The organism is Micromonospora sp. LOL_024, from assembly GCF_048060415.1.
Classification (GTDB): Bacteria; Actinomycetota; Actinomycetes; order Mycobacteriales; family Micromonosporaceae; genus Micromonospora.
The window spans coordinates 37,950-55,637 of sequence record NZ_JBHMIS010000024.1 but is presented as its reverse complement, the minus strand read 5'-3'; the positions used below and the strand labels follow the sequence as shown (position 1 = coordinate 55,637).

Annotated in this window: 18 protein-coding genes; 13 read left to right on the top strand and 5 right to left on the bottom strand. The window is 70.3% G+C overall.

The genetic code is table 11. From position 1 onward, the window contains the following. The first annotated feature begins 17 nt into the window (after positions 1–17). The 12 genes from ACFHWY_RS21405 to ACFHWY_RS21350 all read left to right on the top strand — a co-directional run bounded on the left by ACFHWY_RS21405 (position 18) and on the right by ACFHWY_RS21350 (position 12,508). Complete coding sequence (locus ACFHWY_RS21405; protein WP_416582010.1) at positions 18–986, top strand: ATP-binding protein; 969 nt, start codon at positions 18–20, stop codon at positions 984–986. A 325-nt stretch (positions 987–1,311) separates the two neighbouring features. Next, positions 1,312–1,944 (top strand): choice-of-anchor M domain-containing protein, encoded by a 633-nt coding sequence (locus ACFHWY_RS21400; protein WP_416582032.1) that lies wholly within the window; start codon positions 1,312–1,314, stop codon positions 1,942–1,944. A gap of 27 nt (positions 1,945–1,971) precedes the next feature. Beyond that, positions 1,972–2,628, top strand: coding sequence for a choice-of-anchor M domain-containing protein (locus tag ACFHWY_RS21395; RefSeq protein WP_416582009.1), 657 nt, complete (start codon positions 1,972–1,974; stop codon positions 2,626–2,628). A 148-nt stretch (positions 2,629–2,776) separates the two neighbouring features. Beyond that, entirely contained in the window at positions 2,777–4,354 is a 1,578-nt protein-coding gene (locus tag ACFHWY_RS21390; RefSeq protein ID WP_416582008.1) for an anchored repeat ABC transporter, substrate-binding protein, read from the top strand. 44 nt (positions 4,355–4,398) lie between these two features. Continuing rightward, on the top strand, positions 4,399–5,316 hold the full coding sequence (locus ACFHWY_RS21385; RefSeq protein ID WP_416582031.1) for a choice-of-anchor M domain-containing protein: 918 nt from the start codon (positions 4,399–4,401) through the stop codon (positions 5,314–5,316). Further along, entirely contained in the window at positions 5,313–6,056 is a 744-nt protein-coding gene (locus ACFHWY_RS21380) for an anchored repeat-type ABC transporter ATP-binding subunit (protein WP_416582007.1), read from the top strand. The genes ACFHWY_RS21385 and ACFHWY_RS21380 overlap by 4 nt, the downstream gene beginning before the upstream one ends. Next, complete coding sequence (locus ACFHWY_RS21375; protein ID WP_416582006.1) at positions 6,056–6,982, top strand: anchored repeat-type ABC transporter permease subunit; 927 nt, start codon at positions 6,056–6,058, stop codon at positions 6,980–6,982. Before ACFHWY_RS21380 ends, ACFHWY_RS21375 begins: the two co-directional genes overlap by 1 nt. 92 nt (positions 6,983–7,074) lie before the next feature. Then, the gene (locus ACFHWY_RS21370; RefSeq protein ID WP_416582005.1) at positions 7,075–7,338 is read left to right on the top strand and encodes a hypothetical protein; all 264 of its coding nucleotides are present in this window, start codon (positions 7,075–7,077) and stop codon (positions 7,336–7,338) included. A gap of 74 nt (positions 7,339–7,412) precedes the next feature. After that, positions 7,413–8,570 (top strand): WxL protein peptidoglycan domain-containing protein, encoded by a 1,158-nt coding sequence (locus tag ACFHWY_RS21365; protein ID WP_416582004.1) that lies wholly within the window; start codon positions 7,413–7,415, stop codon positions 8,568–8,570. Positions 8,571–8,592: 22 nt separating this feature from the next. Then, entirely contained in the window at positions 8,593–10,245 is a 1,653-nt protein-coding gene (locus ACFHWY_RS21360) for a TIGR03773 family transporter-associated surface protein (RefSeq protein ID WP_416582003.1), read from the top strand. 571 nt (positions 10,246–10,816) lie between these two features. Then, positions 10,817–11,815 carry a glycoside hydrolase family 11 protein gene (locus tag ACFHWY_RS21355; protein ID WP_416582002.1) on the top strand — a complete coding sequence of 333 codons (999 nt, stop codon included), beginning with the start codon at positions 10,817–10,819 and terminating at the stop codon, positions 11,813–11,815. Positions 11,816–12,004: 189 nt separating this feature from the next. Continuing rightward, a complete protein-coding gene (locus ACFHWY_RS21350; protein ID WP_416582001.1) occupies positions 12,005–12,508 on the top strand; it encodes a VOC family protein in 504 nt (167 codons plus the stop codon). Here the strand turns inward: ACFHWY_RS21350 and ACFHWY_RS21345 are convergent. Both ACFHWY_RS21345 and ACFHWY_RS21340 read right to left on the bottom strand, forming a co-directional pair. Then, positions 12,473–13,177 carry a hypothetical protein gene (locus tag ACFHWY_RS21345; RefSeq protein ID WP_416582000.1) on the bottom strand — a complete coding sequence of 235 codons (705 nt, stop codon included), beginning with the start codon at positions 13,175–13,177 and terminating at the stop codon, positions 12,473–12,475. The genes ACFHWY_RS21350 and ACFHWY_RS21345 overlap by 36 nt on opposite strands. A 21-nt stretch (positions 13,178–13,198) precedes the next feature. After that, positions 13,199–14,305, bottom strand: coding sequence for a branched-chain amino acid ABC transporter substrate-binding protein (locus ACFHWY_RS21340; RefSeq protein WP_416581999.1), 1,107 nt, complete (start codon positions 14,303–14,305; stop codon positions 13,199–13,201). A gap of 158 nt (positions 14,306–14,463) precedes the next feature. On the opposite strand from ACFHWY_RS21340, the gene ACFHWY_RS21335 reads away from it, so the two are divergent. After that, on the top strand, positions 14,464–14,964 hold the full coding sequence (locus ACFHWY_RS21335; RefSeq protein ID WP_416581998.1) for a hypothetical protein: 501 nt from the start codon (positions 14,464–14,466) through the stop codon (positions 14,962–14,964). On the opposite strand, the gene ACFHWY_RS21330 is transcribed toward ACFHWY_RS21335, so the two are convergent. The 3 genes from ACFHWY_RS21330 to ACFHWY_RS21320 form a co-directional block, all read right to left on the bottom strand. Next, complete coding sequence (locus ACFHWY_RS21330; protein WP_416581997.1) at positions 14,915–16,240, bottom strand: sensor histidine kinase; 1,326 nt, start codon at positions 16,238–16,240, stop codon at positions 14,915–14,917. The two genes, ACFHWY_RS21335 and ACFHWY_RS21330, sit on opposite strands and share 50 nt — an antisense overlap. After that, positions 16,237–16,908 carry a winged helix-turn-helix domain-containing protein gene (locus ACFHWY_RS21325; protein ID WP_416581996.1) on the bottom strand — a complete coding sequence of 224 codons (672 nt, stop codon included), beginning with the start codon at positions 16,906–16,908 and terminating at the stop codon, positions 16,237–16,239. The genes ACFHWY_RS21330 and ACFHWY_RS21325 overlap by 4 nt, the downstream gene beginning before the upstream one ends. A gap of 217 nt (positions 16,909–17,125) precedes the next feature. Further along, positions 17,126–17,683 (bottom strand): hypothetical protein, encoded by a 558-nt coding sequence (locus ACFHWY_RS21320; RefSeq protein ID WP_416581995.1) that lies wholly within the window; start codon positions 17,681–17,683, stop codon positions 17,126–17,128. Positions 17,684–17,688 lie beyond the last annotated feature (5 nt).

The window sequence follows — 17,688 nt, the reverse complement described above, 5'->3', positions numbered from 1 at the left end:
GGCTTGAGGTGGCGGCGATGAAGGTCGCGTTCGTGGGTAAGGGTGGCAGCGGGAAGACCACCCTTGCCGCGTTGTTCGCCCGTCACCTCGCCGACGGGGCCCGGCCGGTGTTGGCTGTCGACGCCGACATCAATCAGCACCTCGCGGTGGCCCTCGGTGGGCCGGCGCACGCCGCCACGGCGGCCAGATCGCTGGGTGAGCACCTACCGGAGATCAAGGAGTACCTGCGCGGCGACAACCCCCGCATCGGGTCGGCGGCCGAGATGGTGAAGACCACCCCGCCGGGCCGGGGCTCGCGGTTGCTGCGGGTGCTGGAGGACAACCCGATCTACGCGGCGTGCGTACGTGACGTGGGCGGGGTGCGGATGGCGGTGACCGGCGAGTTCACCGCCGAGGATCTCGGCGTGTCCTGCTACCACTCGAAGGTTGGTGCCGTCGAGTTGCTGCTCAACCACCTGCTCGACGGCCCGGGTGAGTATGTGGTGGTGGACATGACCGCGGGCGCCGATTCGTTCGCGTCGGGTTTGTTCACCCGCTTCGACCGCACGTTCCTGGTGTGTGAGCCGACTGTGCGCAGCATCAGCGTCTACCGGCAGTACGCCGGCTACGCCCGCGACTACGGGGTGGCGCTGTCGGTCGTCGGCAACAAGGTCGAGGACGCCACCGATGTGGAGTTCCTGCGCGAACACGTCGGCGCGGACCTGCTGGGTTGGGTGGGCCGCTCGGCGTACGTGCGGCGGGCTGAACGTGGCACGGTCGGGCCACTGGAGGAGTTGGAGGAGGCGAACCGGGCCGTGCTCGGACGGTTGACCGACGTCGTCGACCGCACCGCGCAGGACTGGGCGGCGTTCACCCGGTTGGCCCAGGAGTTTCACCGGCGTAACGCCGAGGCGTGGGCCAGCGACCGCGCCGGAGTCGACCTCACCGGGCAGATCGACCCGGAGTTCCGGGTGGAGCCCGCTGCCGCCTTCACGGTCACCGCCTGAGGGAACGGTGAAGCGGACCGGCTTGCCTCGGGCGGGGCCCCGGGTCAGCCGCGCAACGATTGACCGGACGCCGGGTCGAGGCCCTGACGCCGACCCTGGCGGGCGTTCGCTGGTGCGAAGCAGGGGACCATGGCTCAACCGGAGCCTTGGTCCCCTGCTCGTCTGGTGTCCGAACAACCTCGGCCGCGGCACCTCTATCGCCACCTGATGAAAACGAATACCATTATGCCCAGGTGGTCCGCCAGGGGCCACTGGGAGAGGAGTCTGTCTCGTGTTGACCGCAACCCGCCGTCGCGCCACGGGTGCGCTGGTGGCCGGTGCCGCGATGATCGCGGCGCTCGTCGTTCCTGCCGCGCCCGCGCAGGCCCACGGCCTGACGGTGCCGGTGGTGCTGTCCTCCGGCCACGTCGACGTCATCGAGGTGGAGTACGAGGACGGCGAGCTCGAACTCGCCGTGCACGACGACACCGTCGAGCCCGGTGTGCACCGGCACCACTCCGAGGTGATCTTCGTCGTCAAGCCGGCGGCGAAGACCACGGTGCCCGCCGATCCCGCCTTCGGTTTCCTGGGCAGTGCCGGTTCCCCGGTGTGGGTCCTGCCGCAGGTGCAGAACGAAGACCTGCTCTGGGCCGGCATCGCCACCGAGGAGTTGGAGGCGGGAGTCTTCGCGGGCGACTCGGTAGACCTGACGGTGCAGCAGCTGATCAGCGCCCCCAGCTCCGGGCAGGTGGCCATCTACACCGAGAACCTGTTCGGCCTGCCGACGGTGCTGGCCAACAGTCGCGACGGCCTGCCGGACGTGGTCGACCTGCCGGTCGGCGACCACCTGCACGCCAACTGGGCCTTCAGCAAGGCTGGTGTCTATCTGTTGAAGGTCAAGGCCAGCGCCACCCTGGCCGGCACCACGACCGTTGTCGAGTCCGACTCGGTCTACCTGCGCTTCGTCGTCCTGCCCTGACAGCCGGTAGACACATAGGAGAATGGCATGTGGAGCACCCACACCCGTCGCTGGCTCGCTGGTGCCACGTCGGCGCTGATGGCGGGAGCGCTGTCGCTCGCGGCTGCCACGCCGGCCACGGCTGCGGTCATCGAGCTGACCAGTGGGCATGTCGACGTCATCGACGTCAACCACGCCGCCGGTGGTCCGATCGTGGTCAGTGTCCGTGACGACACCGGTTCCACACCGGTCGGGCGCGATCCGTCCACCGTCGTCTTCAGCGTCCCGGCCGCGGCGTTCACGCCGGTGCCGTCGGCTTCGGCGTGGTCGTTCCTGGGCAGCGGTGGCTACGCGTACGTCCTGCCGCAGACCAACACCGCCGGGCTGCTCTGGGCTGGCTGGAACACCACCGAGGTGGCCAGCGGCGCCCTCCAGAACAACCGGGTGGTGTTCCGGCTGACCAATGTGCAGGGGCCGGGCGGCTTCAGTATCTTCACCGCCTCGGGCAGCACTCCCACGGTGTTGTTCGACAGCGGTGACGGCCTGCCGGACAGCCTGAACGTCAACCGCAACGTGCACGCACACGCCAACTGGGGCTTCGACGTGGCGGGCACCTACGTGGCGACCTTCCAGGTGAGCGGGGTGCGGGCCGCCAACGGACAGACCGTGAGCACCACCGAACAGTTCACCTTCCAGGTCGGTTGATCCGCCGTACGCCTCGTCCGTGCCGCGCCCGGTCCGCATCGCCTGCGGATCGGGCGGGGCCGTTCGTCAGGCCGCCGACGACTCACATGATAATGATTCCCGTTAGCGTGGTAGCCTGCTGCTCCGCGATCCTCGGAGGGGGGGAACCGTGCGTTCTGCGCGTTGGCTGGTCGTGCTGGTCGTGCTCGGCGTCGGGCTGGCCGGGTGCGCTCGCGTCGACGTGCTCAGCGATCGTGACGGGCGCATCCAGGTCGTGACGACGACCGGCATCCTGCAGGACCTGGTGCGCAACGTCGGCGGCGACCGGGTCGTGGTCAGCTCGCTGGTGCCCGACGGCGCCGATCCGCACGCGTACGAGCCCTCCCTGCGCGACGTGCGCAACGTGGTCTACGCCGATGTTGCCTTCAGCAACTACATGCTGCTGGAGGAGCACGCCATCATCAAGGCGCTCGACGCCAACCTGCGCGACGGGGTGCCGAACATCTCGCTGGCCGAAGGCGCTGTCAAGTACGCGGCCGAGATCATCCCGCTGGTGGAGAACATCGCTCTGGACGCCATCTGGCTCGGCATGCGGGTACGCGGCGCCGGTGCCAGCTACGGCGCCAACCGCGCCTCGGATGTCCTGCTCAGCGCGACAGCGGTGACCGGTCCCGGTGTCATGGCGGCCTACCTGACCGAGTCGTTCGGCAGACCGACCTTCTATCTCAACTCGGCCGACGGCTTCGAGGCGGCCAACGGCTACCGGGACGACACCGCGACCCTGCCGCCCGATGCGCACACGCACATGAGTTGGGCGTTCGCCGAGCCCGGGGTGTACCGGTTGAGCATGGTGGCGCACCTTGCGGTCACCCCTGACACCCGGCCGGTACCCCTGGGCGAGCAGACGTTCACCTTCGCCGTCGGGGTGGACCCGCACAGCGTCCCGGACATGCCTGATGCCACGGTCCTGCGCTCCGGCCACGCCGACCTGACCATCGACCTGGACGCTGTCGCACGCGACGAGCCCGCCATCTACCTGCTGGACGACCCGCACGGCGACGGCCACGCCCACCAGCGGATCCATGACCCGTCGCGCACCGTCATCGAGGTGCCGAACAAGGCGGTCGCCCAGGTGCCGGCCGACCGCGCGTTCCGCTTTCTCGGTCGGCCCGGAACCCAGATCCACCAACTCCCGCAGGCGGTGCTCGGCAAGCACGTGCACGGCGAGATCGACCCGCACCTGTGGCAGAACGTCCGCAACGCCATCTCCTACGTGGAGCTGATCAGGGACACCCTGATCGGCGTGGACCCGGACGGCGCGATGCAGTACCGGGCCAACGCGACCGGGTACGTCGCGGAGTTGGAGGCTCTCGACGCGTACGTGCGGGACACCGTCGCGCAGATCCCGCCCGGCCGCCGCCATCTGATCACCACCCACGACGCGTTCGGCTACCTCGGCGCCGCCTACGACGTACAGATCTCCGGTTTCGTCACGCCGCATCCGGCCGCCGAGCCGAGCCTCGTCGACCGACGGCGGCTCACCGACACGATCCGCAACCTGCGGGTGCCGGCGGTGTTCCTGGAGCCCAACCTTCGGGCCCGGTCGTCGACCCTGACCGAGGTGGCCAGGTCCCTCGACGTGCGGGTCTGCGAGATCTACGGCGACACCCTCGACGACCGGGCCGCCACCTACGTCCAGATGATGCGCTTCAACGCCGATTCGCTGCGGAACTGCCTGGCGAAATGAAGGAGGTACAGGTGAGAGTGCTCCGGCTGATGACGGTGATCCCGATGCTGGTGCTGCTCGGGACGCCCGGCGTCGTCGCGCGGGCCGGCGTCGCGCAGGCCGGTCAGCCGGCGTCGCCGGATCCGGCACTGAACCAGTCGATCGCCCCCGACCAGCCGGTCGCGGCCGGTCAGGTGGAGCTCTCCGCCGGTCACATCGACATCGGGCCACGGTTTGACGACGGGCAGTGGACGCTGCTCATCCACGACGACTCGGCTGAACCGGTGTGGCGTGACCCCGACCGGACCGTGCTGCGGGTGACCGAGGCGGCGGTCCAGACGGTTCCGGACGACCCGGCCTACGAGTTTATCGGTGTCTCCGCGGGCACACCGGTGTACGTGGTGCCGCAGGTCCAGCAGACCGACGTGGTGTGGGTGGGCTGGAACACGCAGGACCCGCAGGTGATGCAGACCATCGACCGCGGAGTGACCCTCGAACTGGCCGGGGTCGCAGGCCCGGGCACGGTGACCATGTACCTCCAGGCCGGCACGTTCAGCGCCCCTCAGGTGTTGTGGCGTTCCGCCGAGCCGCCGGGCCAGCCGATGTGGGTGGAGGTCAACACCCACACCCACGCCAACTGGGTCTTCACCGAGCCCGGTGTGTACCTGGTCGCGGTCCGGGCCACCGCCGACCTGATCAGCGGCGAGCAGGTGTCGGCTGTCCGGCACCTGCGGTTCGCGATCGGCGACACGGTCACCACCGACACGGCGTTGGCCGCGCAGCCGCCCGTGGTGGAGCCGACGTCGTCGGCGGCGACGACCGACGACGACGCCGGGTCCGCTGGCGGCCAGAGCCCGTGGCTGGTGGCCGGGCTCGCGCTGACCGCGACCGGGCTCGCGGTCGCGCTGATCGTGGTGGTGCTGCGCGGGCGCAGCGCCCGTCGCCGGGCCGAGCAGGAGCGCAGCACGGGAGCGGCGACATGAGCGCACTTGAGGTCGAGGACCTTGACGTCGATCTCGGCGGCCGTCCGGTGCTCCGGAAGGTGCGGCTACGGGTCGATCCCGGCGAGTTGGTGGGGCTGGTCGGGCCGAACGGCGCCGGCAAGACGACCCTGCTGCGCTCGGTGCTTGCCCTGATCCGGTCACGCTCCGGGCGGGTGCTGGTCGCCGGGGTGCCGAGCCGGCCGGGCCGGTCCGCGGTCGGGTACGTGCCGCAGCGGCACGAGTTCGCCTGGGAGTTCCCGATCTCGGTCGAGCAGGCTGTGCTCAGCGGCCGTACCGGGCGGATCGGGTTGCTGCGCCGCCCGAGGCTGACCGACTGGCGGGCGGCGGGCGAGGCGATCGACCGGGTACGCCTCGGCGATCTGCGCCGCCGGCCGGTCGGCGAACTCTCCGGCGGGCAGCGCCAACGGGTCCTGGTGGCCCGGGCGCTCGCGCTGGAGCCGGAGTTGCTGTTGCTCGACGAGCCGTTCACCGGGCTGGACCTGCCCACCCAGGAGTTGCTCGGTGATTTGTTCTCCGGGCTCGCGGCAGAGGGAAAGGCGCTGCTGATGACCACCCACGACCTGATCGGTGCGATGTCGTCCTGCACCCGACTCGTCCTGCTCAACCAGCGGGTGATCGCCGAGGGGACGCCCGCGGAGCTACGCGACCCCCAGGTGTGGATTCGCACCTTCGGAGTCAGCGATCGCTCTCCGCTGCTCCGGATCGTCCAGGCCGGCTGATGTCGATCACCGATTTCCTCGCCGACCTGTTCAACCCCGACCTGGCCTTCCTGCCCAAGGCGCTGGCGATCGCCGTGATGTCCAGTGTGGTCTGCGGTGTGGTCGGCTGCTACGTGGTGCTGCGCGGGATGGCGTTCATCGGCGACGCGGTCGCCCATGCGGTCTTTCCAGGGCTGGCGATCGCCTTCGTCCTGCAGGGCAGCCTGGTGCTGGGCGGTGCGGTCGCCGGCATCGCGACGGCGCTACTGATCGCCGTGTTCGCCCAACACCGTCGGGTCAAGGAGGACTCGCTCATCGGGGTGTTCTTCGTGGCCGCGTTCGCCCTCGGCATCGTGATCATTTCGCGGGCGCCCGGCTATGCCGGATCGCTGCAACAGTTCCTCTTCGGCTCGATCACCGGCATCCCTGACCGCGACCTCTACACCGTCGGGTTCACCGGCCTGGCGATCCTCGCAGTGGTGTTCCTGTTGCACAAGGAGTTGGTCGCGATCTGCCTGGACCGGGAGATGGCCCGCTCGATCGGGCTGCGGGTGTTCTGGCTGGACATCGCGCTCTACGTGATGGTCACGCTCGCGGTGGTGATCTCACTGCAGACGATCGGGAACATTCTGGTGCTCGCGTTGCTGATCACGCCTGCCGCCGCCGCGCGGCTGCTGACCGACCGGCTTGCGTTGATGATGCTGCTCGCGCCGGTGATCGGTGGCGGGTCGGCGCTGGTCGGGCTGTACCTGTCGTGGAGCTACGACCTGCCGGTCGGCGGCACCATCGTGCTGGTGGCCACCGCCGTGTTCCTGCTGGCCTGGCTGTTCGCGCCGCGGCACGGTCAGGTGTTGCGGCGCTGGCGCGAATGGCGTGCGCAGGTCGGCGCGGCGGTGTCCCAGGAAGGGGCCAGCAGCTTCAGAGGTGTCCGAACGGGTGATGGGTAGATGAAAACGAATTCCGTTACCATGTAGCGGAATCGCAGCTACGTTTACCGACTCCGTCCCCTGCAGCAGGGCGGCGCGGAAGGGAAGGAACGATGAGCACATCAGGTGCTGCCGAGGCCGCCATGTCGGTTCCCGACGATCCGCGCTTCGCCTTCCTCGGACCGACCGGATCCCGGGTCTGGCTGCTGCCGCTCACCACCACCCTCGGCTCAGGCGCGTTCACCGGCGACGGCACGACGGTCGGCACCGGGGCGGAGACGACCCTGACGGTCGGCGGCAAGGCCGAGAAGTGCCAGGCGGGCGACACCGTCACGCTGCACGCGGTGCAGACGCCGCAGACCGAACTGGACCACTGAGACTGGGACCGGCTGGGCGCAGGCTCCGCCTTGATCGCCCGGCCTGTCCCACCACCTTCGAACGGAACACTCGAATGCGTACGCCCGCCGCTCTCGCCGTCGTGCTCGCCCTCGCGGCCGGCTCAGTCCTTCCCGCGACTCCGGCCCTGGCAGCCCCGGCACCGGCCCCCACAGCACCGGCCCCCACAGCACCCGCCGAAGCGGCCCCGCTCACCTGGGGTGTCGCTCCGTCGAGCCGCAAAGGCCCGGACGGACGGTCCGCCTTCGAGTACAAGCTCGACCCAGGTGCCACCCTGACCGACTACGTGGCGGTCACCAACCACTCCGACCGTCCAATCACCCTCGACGTGTACGCCAGCGACGCGTTCACCACCGCGCAGGGCGGATTCGACCTGCTGGCCGCCGCCAAGAAGCCCGTCGACGTCGGTGCCTGGGTCACCTTCAGGACGCGGACTTTCACCGTGCCGTCGACGTCTCGACTGGACGTGCCGTTCACCCTGGCGGTACCGCACAACGCCACCCCCGGCGACCACCCGGGCGGCATCGTGGCGTCGCTGGCCGCGACCGGCTCGGATGACGAGGGAAACCAGGTAGCCGTCGACCATCGGGTCGGCGCGCGGGTGTACCTGCGGGTCACCGGTGAGCTGCAACCGGCCCTCGACGTGGAGGGCCTGACCGTGACCCACGACGGCACCTGGCACCCGCTGCGCGGGGGCACCGTCACCGCCGACCTCACCGTGCGCAACACCGGCAACGTTCGGCTGACCGGCCGGCCGGAACTCGCCGTCACCGGTCCCTTCGGGGTGGCCCGGCAGGTCGGCGTCGGCGAGCCCCTGCCGGAGATCCTGCCCGGCAGCAGCTACCGGACCAGCGTGCGCATCGACGGTGTACCGCCGCTGTTCCGGCTGCAGGCGGCTCTCGCCGTCGAGCCGGTGCCGGTGACGGACGAGGTGCTCGACCCGCCCCCGCACACGGTTACCCGGCGGGTGGGGCTCTGGGCGCCGCCCTGGTCTCAACTGGCCATCCTGCTGCTCGTCGCAGCCGCCGGCTGGCTGACCATAGCCCGTCGCCGCCGCCGGCGACGCAGGACGGCACAGCAACTCGAACGCGCCGTGGCCGCCGCGCGGGAGCAGGGCCGCGCCGAGGCCGCCGAGGACGGGAAGTCACCGCACCCGCCCGCGCCCCGGCATCCCGGCGACACCGGCAGCAACACCATCCGCGCCACCGACTGAACCAGCCAAGGAAGAGGAGCGAATGACCACGCCGCGTCAGGCAGTTACCGCAAGGGCGACAGTGCCCGGGCGTAGGATCGCCGCGGCCGTCGCCGCGTCAACGCTCGCCGGACTGGTGGCCGCCGCGGTGCCCGCTGTGGCCGCACCGCCGACGAGCGGCGGTGCGGAGGCCCGGTTCGCCGCGGCCGGTGCCGACCTCGTGTCCATCACGCTTCGCGACGGGAAGCTCGACCTGCGGGCCCGCGACGCGGCGGCCGGCGGCCAACCGGGTGATCTGGTGGACCCCGCCCGGACGGTGTTCGGCCCGGACGGCGGGACGGCCGTCAGGGTGCCCGATCACCCCGCATTCGAGTTCCTCGGCGCGCCGGGCCGCCCGATGTGGGCGCTGACCGCCGGCGACACGGAATTCGCCTCGCTGGACACGACGGGAGTCCGTCGTGCCGAGGTGCGCGCCGGTGCGGTCGAGTTGTCCCTCGGGACGGTGGACGGGCCGGGTGACTTCGTCGCGTATACCCTCGCCGGCCTGGGCGTGCCCACCCCGCTGTTCGGCACCGTGGCAGGATCACCGCGCCGCGCCGCGCTGCCGGCGTCGACCCGTACCGGTGTCCTGGTCTGGTTGTTCGGCGCGGCGGGCGACTACTCGGTGCCACTGACCGCCACGGCGACGCTTGCGGACGGAACGCGGGCGAGCAGCGATACCGTCTATCGCGTACGGGTGCCGGAGTTCGCCACGCCGGTGGACACGGGCCTCCCGACTCCGGTGCCGCAGCCGGCACCCTTGCGGCAGCCGGAGCGACCCGCTCCGGCTGCGCGGCAGGCCGCCGGACCGTCGCCGACACTGCCCGCGGCGCAGCCACTGCTCGCTGCGCCGGCCGGAAAGTCGACTGACGAGTCGACTGAGAAGCTGAACGCCGCGACCAGCGCTGGGCGTGTGGTTATCGATGACGGGCACGTCGACATGGGCCCGCAGCTGGACGGCTCCGACTGGACGATCCGCCTCAAGGACGACAGGGTGACGCCAGCGGTCTGGCGGAACCTCGCCGACGTGGTGCTGCACGTCAAGGACAACGCCAAGACCACCGTGCCCGACTCGGCCGACTTCCTCGGATCGCCCGGTGACCCGGTGTGGCTGCTGGCGCAGGCGCAGCAGTCCGGCATCGTGTGGCCGGGTTGGAACACCCAGCATCCCTCCGTGATCTCGGGTGTCCGTGGTCCGGTGAGGTGGACGTTCGCCGGTGTCGAGGGCCCCGGCCGCTTCACCCTCTTCCTCACCGGGTCGTTTGGCGCCGCCGAGGTCCTCTTCGACTCCACCAAGGCCGCGCCGCAGCGACTGGACATCCCGGCCAACACGCATGCCCACGGCAACTGGGCGTTCAGTGCGCCCGGCCTCTACCGGCTCTCGTTCGAGATGAGCGCCACCACCACGGCGGGCACCGAGGTGACCGACACCAGGACCGTGACGTTCGCGGTCGGCGAGGCCACCGATCCGAACACCGGCTTCGGCCCCGGGTCGGGCAGCGGCGACGACGGGTCGGGCAGTGGTGACAACGGAAAGCTGCCGCGTACCGGCTCGTCGTGGCGGGTGCCGGCCCTGGGCGTCGGGTTCGTCCTCGTCGGGGCGCTGGTGCTGGTGCTGGTGCGGGCCCGCCGGCCGGATCGGCAGCTGAGGAGCTGAGAAGCTGAGCGTCCAGCCTGCCGTCGACGGCAGGCTGGACGCACCCTCCGGGTGACCTCGTCATCCCGGACCGCTTCGGTCAGGATGACGCCGGATCTCGGTTCATCGAACCGCGGGCCCTCACCCTGACCGGCGTGTCGGCCTGGCCCCGGTGGTGTTGCTCGGTCTCCGGCCACCTTTTGCCGTCCGGAAGGTTATTTGAAACTTCCGCTGGTGTTGGCGCCGGTTCCTGATCTTGACTCGCTGCCAGGTCGCACAAATCTGTTCCAAGTAGTGCTGCTGAGCAGCAGCAACACTACTTGGTGCGGCCGGACCGCCGGGCTCATGTTTCCAGAAAATTTCCGGACGTTGTTGACGGTTCGCCTATAGCCGACCAATACTGTTGACCATCGATGTCGCTCAATGGTCGTCGACCATCGCGCCCTAGTCCGCCGGTCATCGAGCAGGGCGACCGATGCACCCCACCACCGCGCGGTGCAATGCCGACAGTCGACGGCGGCCGCCCGGCAGCCGAGGCCCGCCGGCTCGTAGCGCACTGCTGGCCGCCGGCCAGCCGTCATGAGGAGGAAGCATGAACGACGGCCCCGTCCGACTGAGAAGTCGCAGGCCCGGACGCCTCAGGTCACTCATCGGAGCGGCCTGTGCCGTGGCACTGGTCACGACCGGAACCTTGGCGATCGTGGCCAGCCCCGCCCACGCCCAGACCGTCACGTCGAATCAGGAGGGAAACCACAACGGCTACTTCTTCTCCTTCTGGAAGGACAGCGGCAACGTCTCCATGACCATGGGGAACGGCGGCCAGTACAGCACCCAGTGGAGCAACGTGAACAACTTCGTCGCCGGTAAGGGCTGGAATCCCGGCACGCGACGGAGCGTGACCTACTCGGGTAGCTACAGCCCGAACGGCAACTCGTACCTGACCCTCTACGGCTGGACGAGAAGCCCGCTGGTCGAGTACTACGTCGTGGACAGCTGGGGCTCTTGGCGGCCCCCGGGTTCGAGCTCGATGGGCACGGTCAACACCGACGGCGGTACGTACGACATCTACCGCACGCAGCGGATCAACCAGCCCTCTATCGACGGCACCCAAACCTTTTACCAGTACTGGAGTGTCCGGACCTCGAAGCGGGTGGGCGGCACCATCACCACCGGCAACCACTTCGACGCGTGGGCGAGCCGCGGCATGAACCTCGGCAACCACTACTACCAGATCATGGCCACCGAGGGATACCAGAGCAGTGGTAGCTCCAACATCACGGTGGGCACCGGAGCATCCAACCCCGGCCCCACCACTCCGCCACCTGGTAACGGAAACTGCTCGGTCAACGTGAGCCGTGCCAACGAGTGGAGTGACCGGTTCAACGTGACCTTCTCGGTCAGCGGCAGCAACAACTGGACCGTCAGTATCCGCACCAACGGTAGCCAGAGCCTCCAGAACAGCTGGAACGCCTCGGTCAGCGGTAGTGGCGGCACGCTGACGGCACGCCCGAACGGCAACGGCAACAACTTCGGCATCACGCTCTACAAGAACGGCAACAACACCACACCTTCGGCTACCTGCTCCGCGTGACCTGACGGACAACGGGTGGGGTGCCGGCAACCGTCGGCACCCCTCGACCCGCATCGCCGACCTGCCCGACCGAGGAATCAAGTCCATCGGCCGGGGAGTCCACCGAGAAGGTCGCGCCGGTGCGGGCGGTCAGGTCAGCGGACAACCATGGGGACAGGTCCCTTCGGCACGGACAGGAGGTCGGCAGCGGTGAACCCGTCAGAGATACCCGCGTCACCGGTACGCCAGCTGCGGCTCGTGGTGGAGGCGGACGACTACGAGGCGGCCGTGCGGTTCTACCGCGACGTCCTCGGCCTGCCGGAACAGGCGGCGTACTCCAGCGGTGATGGTGCCCGGGTGGTGATCCTGGACGCTGGGCGGGCGACGCTGGAGATCGCCAACCCGGAGCAGAAGCAGATGATCGACGACGTCGAGGTGGGGCGACAGGTGGCGCCACGCATCCGGGTCGCGTTCGAGGTCGCCGACAGTGCCGCCACCGCCGACCGGCTGGTCGCCGCCGGCGCCGAGCAGGTGGCACCACCCACCACCACGCCGTGGCACTCGGTGAACGCCCGCCTCGACGCCCCGGCCGCGCTGCACATCACCGTGTTTCAGGAGTTGCGTACGCCCGACGAGCGGGCCGCACTCGACGGCTTCGGTACCGACCCGGCTGGATCGTCACCGTCCGGCGCCGAGGACGGCGGGCCGCGGTGACCGGTGCGCCGAGCCGACCGCCACCGGCCCGTACCGCGTACCGGTCAGGGTGAGTAGACGGTGGACTCCGTGCAGGTCACGGATCACCACCGCATCGGCGTCACCCGCCCGCTCGTGCGAGGCGTCGATCCGGAGCACGGTCGCCGCCTCGCACAACATCTCGGCCGCGAACGGCACCGTGGTGCGGATCCCGACGGCCCGCTCGGCCGGCCGGGCCGGGTGCAGCAACAGCGCCATCCGCCACAGCGCGACGGCGGCGCCGGGGCTGCCCTGCCCGGCACCGGGGGCGAAATCGCGCCGGCAGCCACGCCAGATGACGGCGAGCGCCCGCAGCACCCGGTGGTAGTCGTTGCGGGGCACGGTCACCGAGAAGCGGGGCGACCCGCCGTCCTCGCATCGCGCCACCACCGCCCAGGTGAAGCCGGTGAGGGCACGGGCCAGCCGGGATGCCACTGGCTCGTGGTCGGTCTGCGCCAGCGGGACGTGTAGCTGACGTACCGGTGCGTCGCTCTGCCAGGGGGAGCGGAAAGTGGTGGGCCGTAGCTGGCGCCAGGCCAGGGCCGCCTCGACGATGCCGTGTTCATTCAGCGGTGCCTCACGCAGCCTGGTGTCCGGGGGCGGACGCCGGGTCCGACGGTGGCCGATGCTGGCCGGGCTGACGGTTGTCATTTATGGCAACTCCGGGGTATCTCAGGGAATGGGCTGGTCCGCCACCAGCGCCCTGCCTCGGACCTGGTACGCCCAGACCGTGACGGACGAGTCGACGAGCTCGCCTGATGGGGTGAACCGCACCGTGGTGGTCAGGCCGGGTCCTTCGTAGGCACTGACAAAACGGACCATGGCGCGTCGGCTGAGCCGGTCGGCTTCGATGCCGCGCAGGAAGACTGTCGCCGCGTCGTACCCCTCAGCGCTGAACGTCCCCGGCGGCCGGCCGAACTTGTCGTGGTAGTCCCGGGTGAACGAGCCGCCGACGGTCTCCGGGGGACGACAGGGGCAGGTGATGACGGCGCCCTGGGCGGCCGAAAGCCCTGCCTCCGCCACGAACCCGTCGTCCTTGACCCCGTCGCCGGCCACGAAGGTCGCCGTCACGCCAACCGCCCGGGCCTGGCGCAGCAGTCGCCCCGCCTCGCCGTAGTAGCCGCCGTAGAAAATGGTGTCCGGGGCGGCTGCCTGGATCTGGGTGACCACGTCGCGGATGTCGGCGCTACCGGGCGGCATCGTGATGCTCTGCACCACCCGGTCACCCAAGACCTCAATCACCCTGCTGGCCAGACCCTGCCCGTACGCGCCGGCGTCGTCGATGACGAACACCTTCCGGCCGGCCAGGACCGTGTCGATGTACCGGCCGGCGGCCGGACCCTGGGTGTCGTCACTACCCAGCACCCGGTGGAAGGTGCCCCAGCCGCGTTCGCTGAGGCTGGCTGCGGTGGCCGAGGCGCTGATGGTGGCCACGCTGCCCTGGTCGAGCAGCGGGTTGGCGGCCTCCGACTCGCCGGAGAAGGCCGGCCCGACCACACCGAGGATCCGCTGGTCGGCGACGACCTGCTGGGCCAGTGCCGGGGCCCGCTTCGGGTCGCCCTGTGAGTCGAAGTCCACGACCCGCACCTGACAGTGGGGCCGGCCGCGGTTGTACTGGTCGACCGCGAGACGTACACCCTCGCCGACGTTGCGACCGAGGTTGGCCGAGTCGCCACTGAGCGGGCCGAAGACCGCGATCCGGGCGGAACAGGCGTCGACGGCCGCGGTGCCGGTGGCCGGAGTGCTGACGCAGCCGGTGAGGACGGACAGCAGTGCCACCGGCGCGAGTACACCGCGCCGGATTCCGCCGAACCTGCCTGCCGCCATGCGCCCCTCACGCCGTCCGCCGTGGCTGCCCCGGCGCCGGTCAGCGCAGCCGACCCACGTGGTGCGACTCGCATTGTGGTCCGGCGTGAATGAGGATTTGATGAGGCGTCATGAGAACTGTCGCGGCTGCCAGTCGGCGCGTGTGGGTCGCGGTGGCCACGACGCTGCTGCTGACCGGCTGCGTCCGGCTGTCGGACGCGCCGACGCCGCCGGCGGGTTCGACGCTGGCGGCGCACCCGGCGGGACTGTTCGCCAGCACCTCGCGGACGCTGGGCGCCGTGGTGATCGACGGTCAGGGGTACGTGCTGTACCGGTCCGACCGGGACAGCCGCTCGCCGTCCCGGTCACGGTGCACCGGCAGTTGCCTCCAGCGCTGGCTGCCGGCGCCGGCCGAGTCCGACCTGCGGGTGGTGGGCATCAACCGGCGGTTGGTCGGTACCCTGGCACGCCCGGATGGGCAGGTGCAGCTCACCCTCGACGGGTGGCCGCTCTACGGCTACGCCGGTGACCGGGCACCCGGCGATGCCACCGGTCAGGAGGTCGACGGCGTCTGGCGGGTGGTCAGACCCGACGGTAGCGCCGCCAGCGGGACACGCGGTCCGCAAGGGTGAGCACGGCGTCGGTCCCGCCGGATGGGCCGTATTCGAGCCGTAGCTCGCCACCGTGCAGCATGGCCACCCAGGCGGTGATGGCCAGCCCGAGTCCCACCCCGTCGGTGGCTCCGGTGCGGAACCGCTGACGGGTCGGGTCCACGGACCAGTCGCCGAGCCCCGGTCCCTCGTCGCCGACCCGGACCTGGCCCTGGCTGACGGTCAGCGTCAGCTGGCACGGCCGTCGGTCGATCCGGCCGTGCCGGATCGCGTTGGTCACCAGGTTCTGTACCGCCATCCGGACCAGCGTGGGATCGCCGTTGGTAACGGCCGGTGTCGTCACGATGTGCGCGGTGTGGGGTGACTGGACATGCTCCGCGACCACCTCCTCTGCGAGCTGGTCCAACCGGAACGGCTGGCGTTCCAGGTCTCGTAGCCCGGCGACCAGTCGGGCCCGGGTCAGCAGAGCATCGACCGAGTCGGCGAGCCGCTCGGTGGAGCGCAACACCTGGCGCAGTGTCTCTGGTTGCCGGCCCGGATCCGTCAACGCGGCCTCGGAGAGTAGGCGCATCGCGGTGAGTGGGGCGCGCAACTCGTGCGCGGCGTCCGCGATGAACCGTTCCTGCTGCCCCAGGGTCTCCACTGCGGGGCGGGTGCCCCGTCGCGCCAGCAGGTGACCACCGACGCCGGTGACCAGCATGAAGAGAGCACCACCGGCGACCAGCGATCCGGCTAGCCGGCGGTGGGCCTGTTGGCCCGGGCGGGCATCGCCTACCACGATCACCGTGCCGGCCACCGCGGTGGTCACCGGATGCCGGAACGGCATCGCCAGCAGGCGCAGCCGTTCGCCGTGCCCGTCGGCGACGTCGGTGTTCAACCCGGCCCCGGTGCGCCACACGGACCGGGCCGGCCCGGTCAGCTCCGCCGCGGGAATGACCGGTAGTTGGGCCGGGTGGGCGAAGACCAGGGTGACGTCGTCGCGCAGCCCTTCGAACACGTACACCCCGGCCGAACCCTGCGCGGTCGGATCGATGCTCAGGTTACCCAGGTCGAGCGCGCCGGCGTCGTAGGAGAGCAGGGCCACGGCGGTGCTGGCCGCGCGGAGCAACTCTGCCGCCTCAACCTCCTCGCGCTGTTCCGCGTGGATCAGTAGCGCGACGCCGCCCATGCCGACGAGCCCGGCCGTGTTGAGGACCAGCAGCAGCACGGTCAGCCAGGTCCGCAACCTGCCCAGGCGGGCCGCGCTCTGCAGCGACACCGACCGTCGGCCGTCGGTCCGGTCGCGCCGGAGGCTCACTCTTGCTCCGTGGCGGCGAGCCGGTACCCCGCCCCTCGTACGGTGGTGATGATCTGCGGTTCGCCCAGCTTGCGACGCAGTTGGGCGATGATCACGTCGACGACGTTCGACGCCGGATCGGCCATCTCGTCCCAGCAGTGCTCAATCAGCTCGCTACGGCTCACCACCGAGGGATGGTGGATCGAGAGCATCTCCAGGACCGAGAACTCCTTGGGCGTGACGGTGAGCAGGACACCCGCCCGACGTACCTGCCGGCGGGCCGCGTCGACCTCGATGTCGTCCACCCGCAGGATGGTCGGTCGGGTTGCGCCGTTGCGTCGGCACAGCGCGCGTACCCGCTGGACCAGTTCGGCGGCGGAGAACGGCTTGACCACGTAGTCGTCGGCGCCGGCTTCGAAGCCGGCCACCCGGTCTCGGACGTCGTCCATCGCGGTCAGCATCAACGCCGGGACCGCCAGCCCGCGCCGCCGGAGCCGGTACAGCTGGTCGGCGGAATCGCCGTCGGAGAGCATCCGGTCCAGCACCAGGCAGTCGTACGCGTTGATGGTGAGGTTCAGCTCGGCGTGGCTCCAGCAGGCCGCCTCGTCTACGGCGAGTCCGGCGGACCGCAGCGCGACGACGACCGCGTCGCGTACCGGCCCGTCGTCCTCGATTACCAGGACCCGCATGCGCGGCGGGGACAGGGCCGGCGTCGGCTTCGACGCGGTGACCTGAGCTGCGGCGGCCGGGTCGGCACCGCACTCGTCGGGTGGTACGCCGCCGTCATGGCACTCTCCATAGCTCCAGGGTGAACGATTTGCTGGACGTGCCCAGGCTTCCTTTCCCGGTCGCCGCGTCGCATCCGGGGACCTCGCCCAGCGGTGCCTGAGCGAGCCTTGTGACGGCTCATGACCGCCGGCGTTGTCGCAGCATCCGGGACAGGATCAGGATCAGTGGCAGCAGGTGCAGCACGACCACGAGCACGACGGTCAGCGTGGCGACCTGGTTGACGGAAAGCCCCTGTAGCGCCAGCATCAACCACGCGCACCCGGCGGAGAGCAGCGCGTTGGTCGCGAGCCCCAGCCAGGCCAAGCGAGTCGAGGTGTCCGGGGCGGCGGCTGGCGTGTCGGTGCCGGCGGCGGGGGGCCTGGCCGCCCCGGCGGACCGTGACCGAAGTGGCGTGACCAACGCCGTGACCGCGATCAGGACGGCGAACTGCAGCGCCCACAGGGCGGTCGTGCCGATGCTGGCGTCGTTGGTCGACGCTGGGGCGACGACGGTCGCGGTCGCGAGCACCACGAAGGCCGGCGGCCAGGTGAAGACAAGGGCGACGATCGTCGTCTGGGCGAGCCGTCTCGGCAGGCTGACCTTCGGCTGGACCTGCTGTTCGATACCGGTGAGTACGTCGTCCGAGGCCCACCTCAGCTTGCCGACCGCGGACGGGCCGGGCGTCGATCGTGACATGCGGT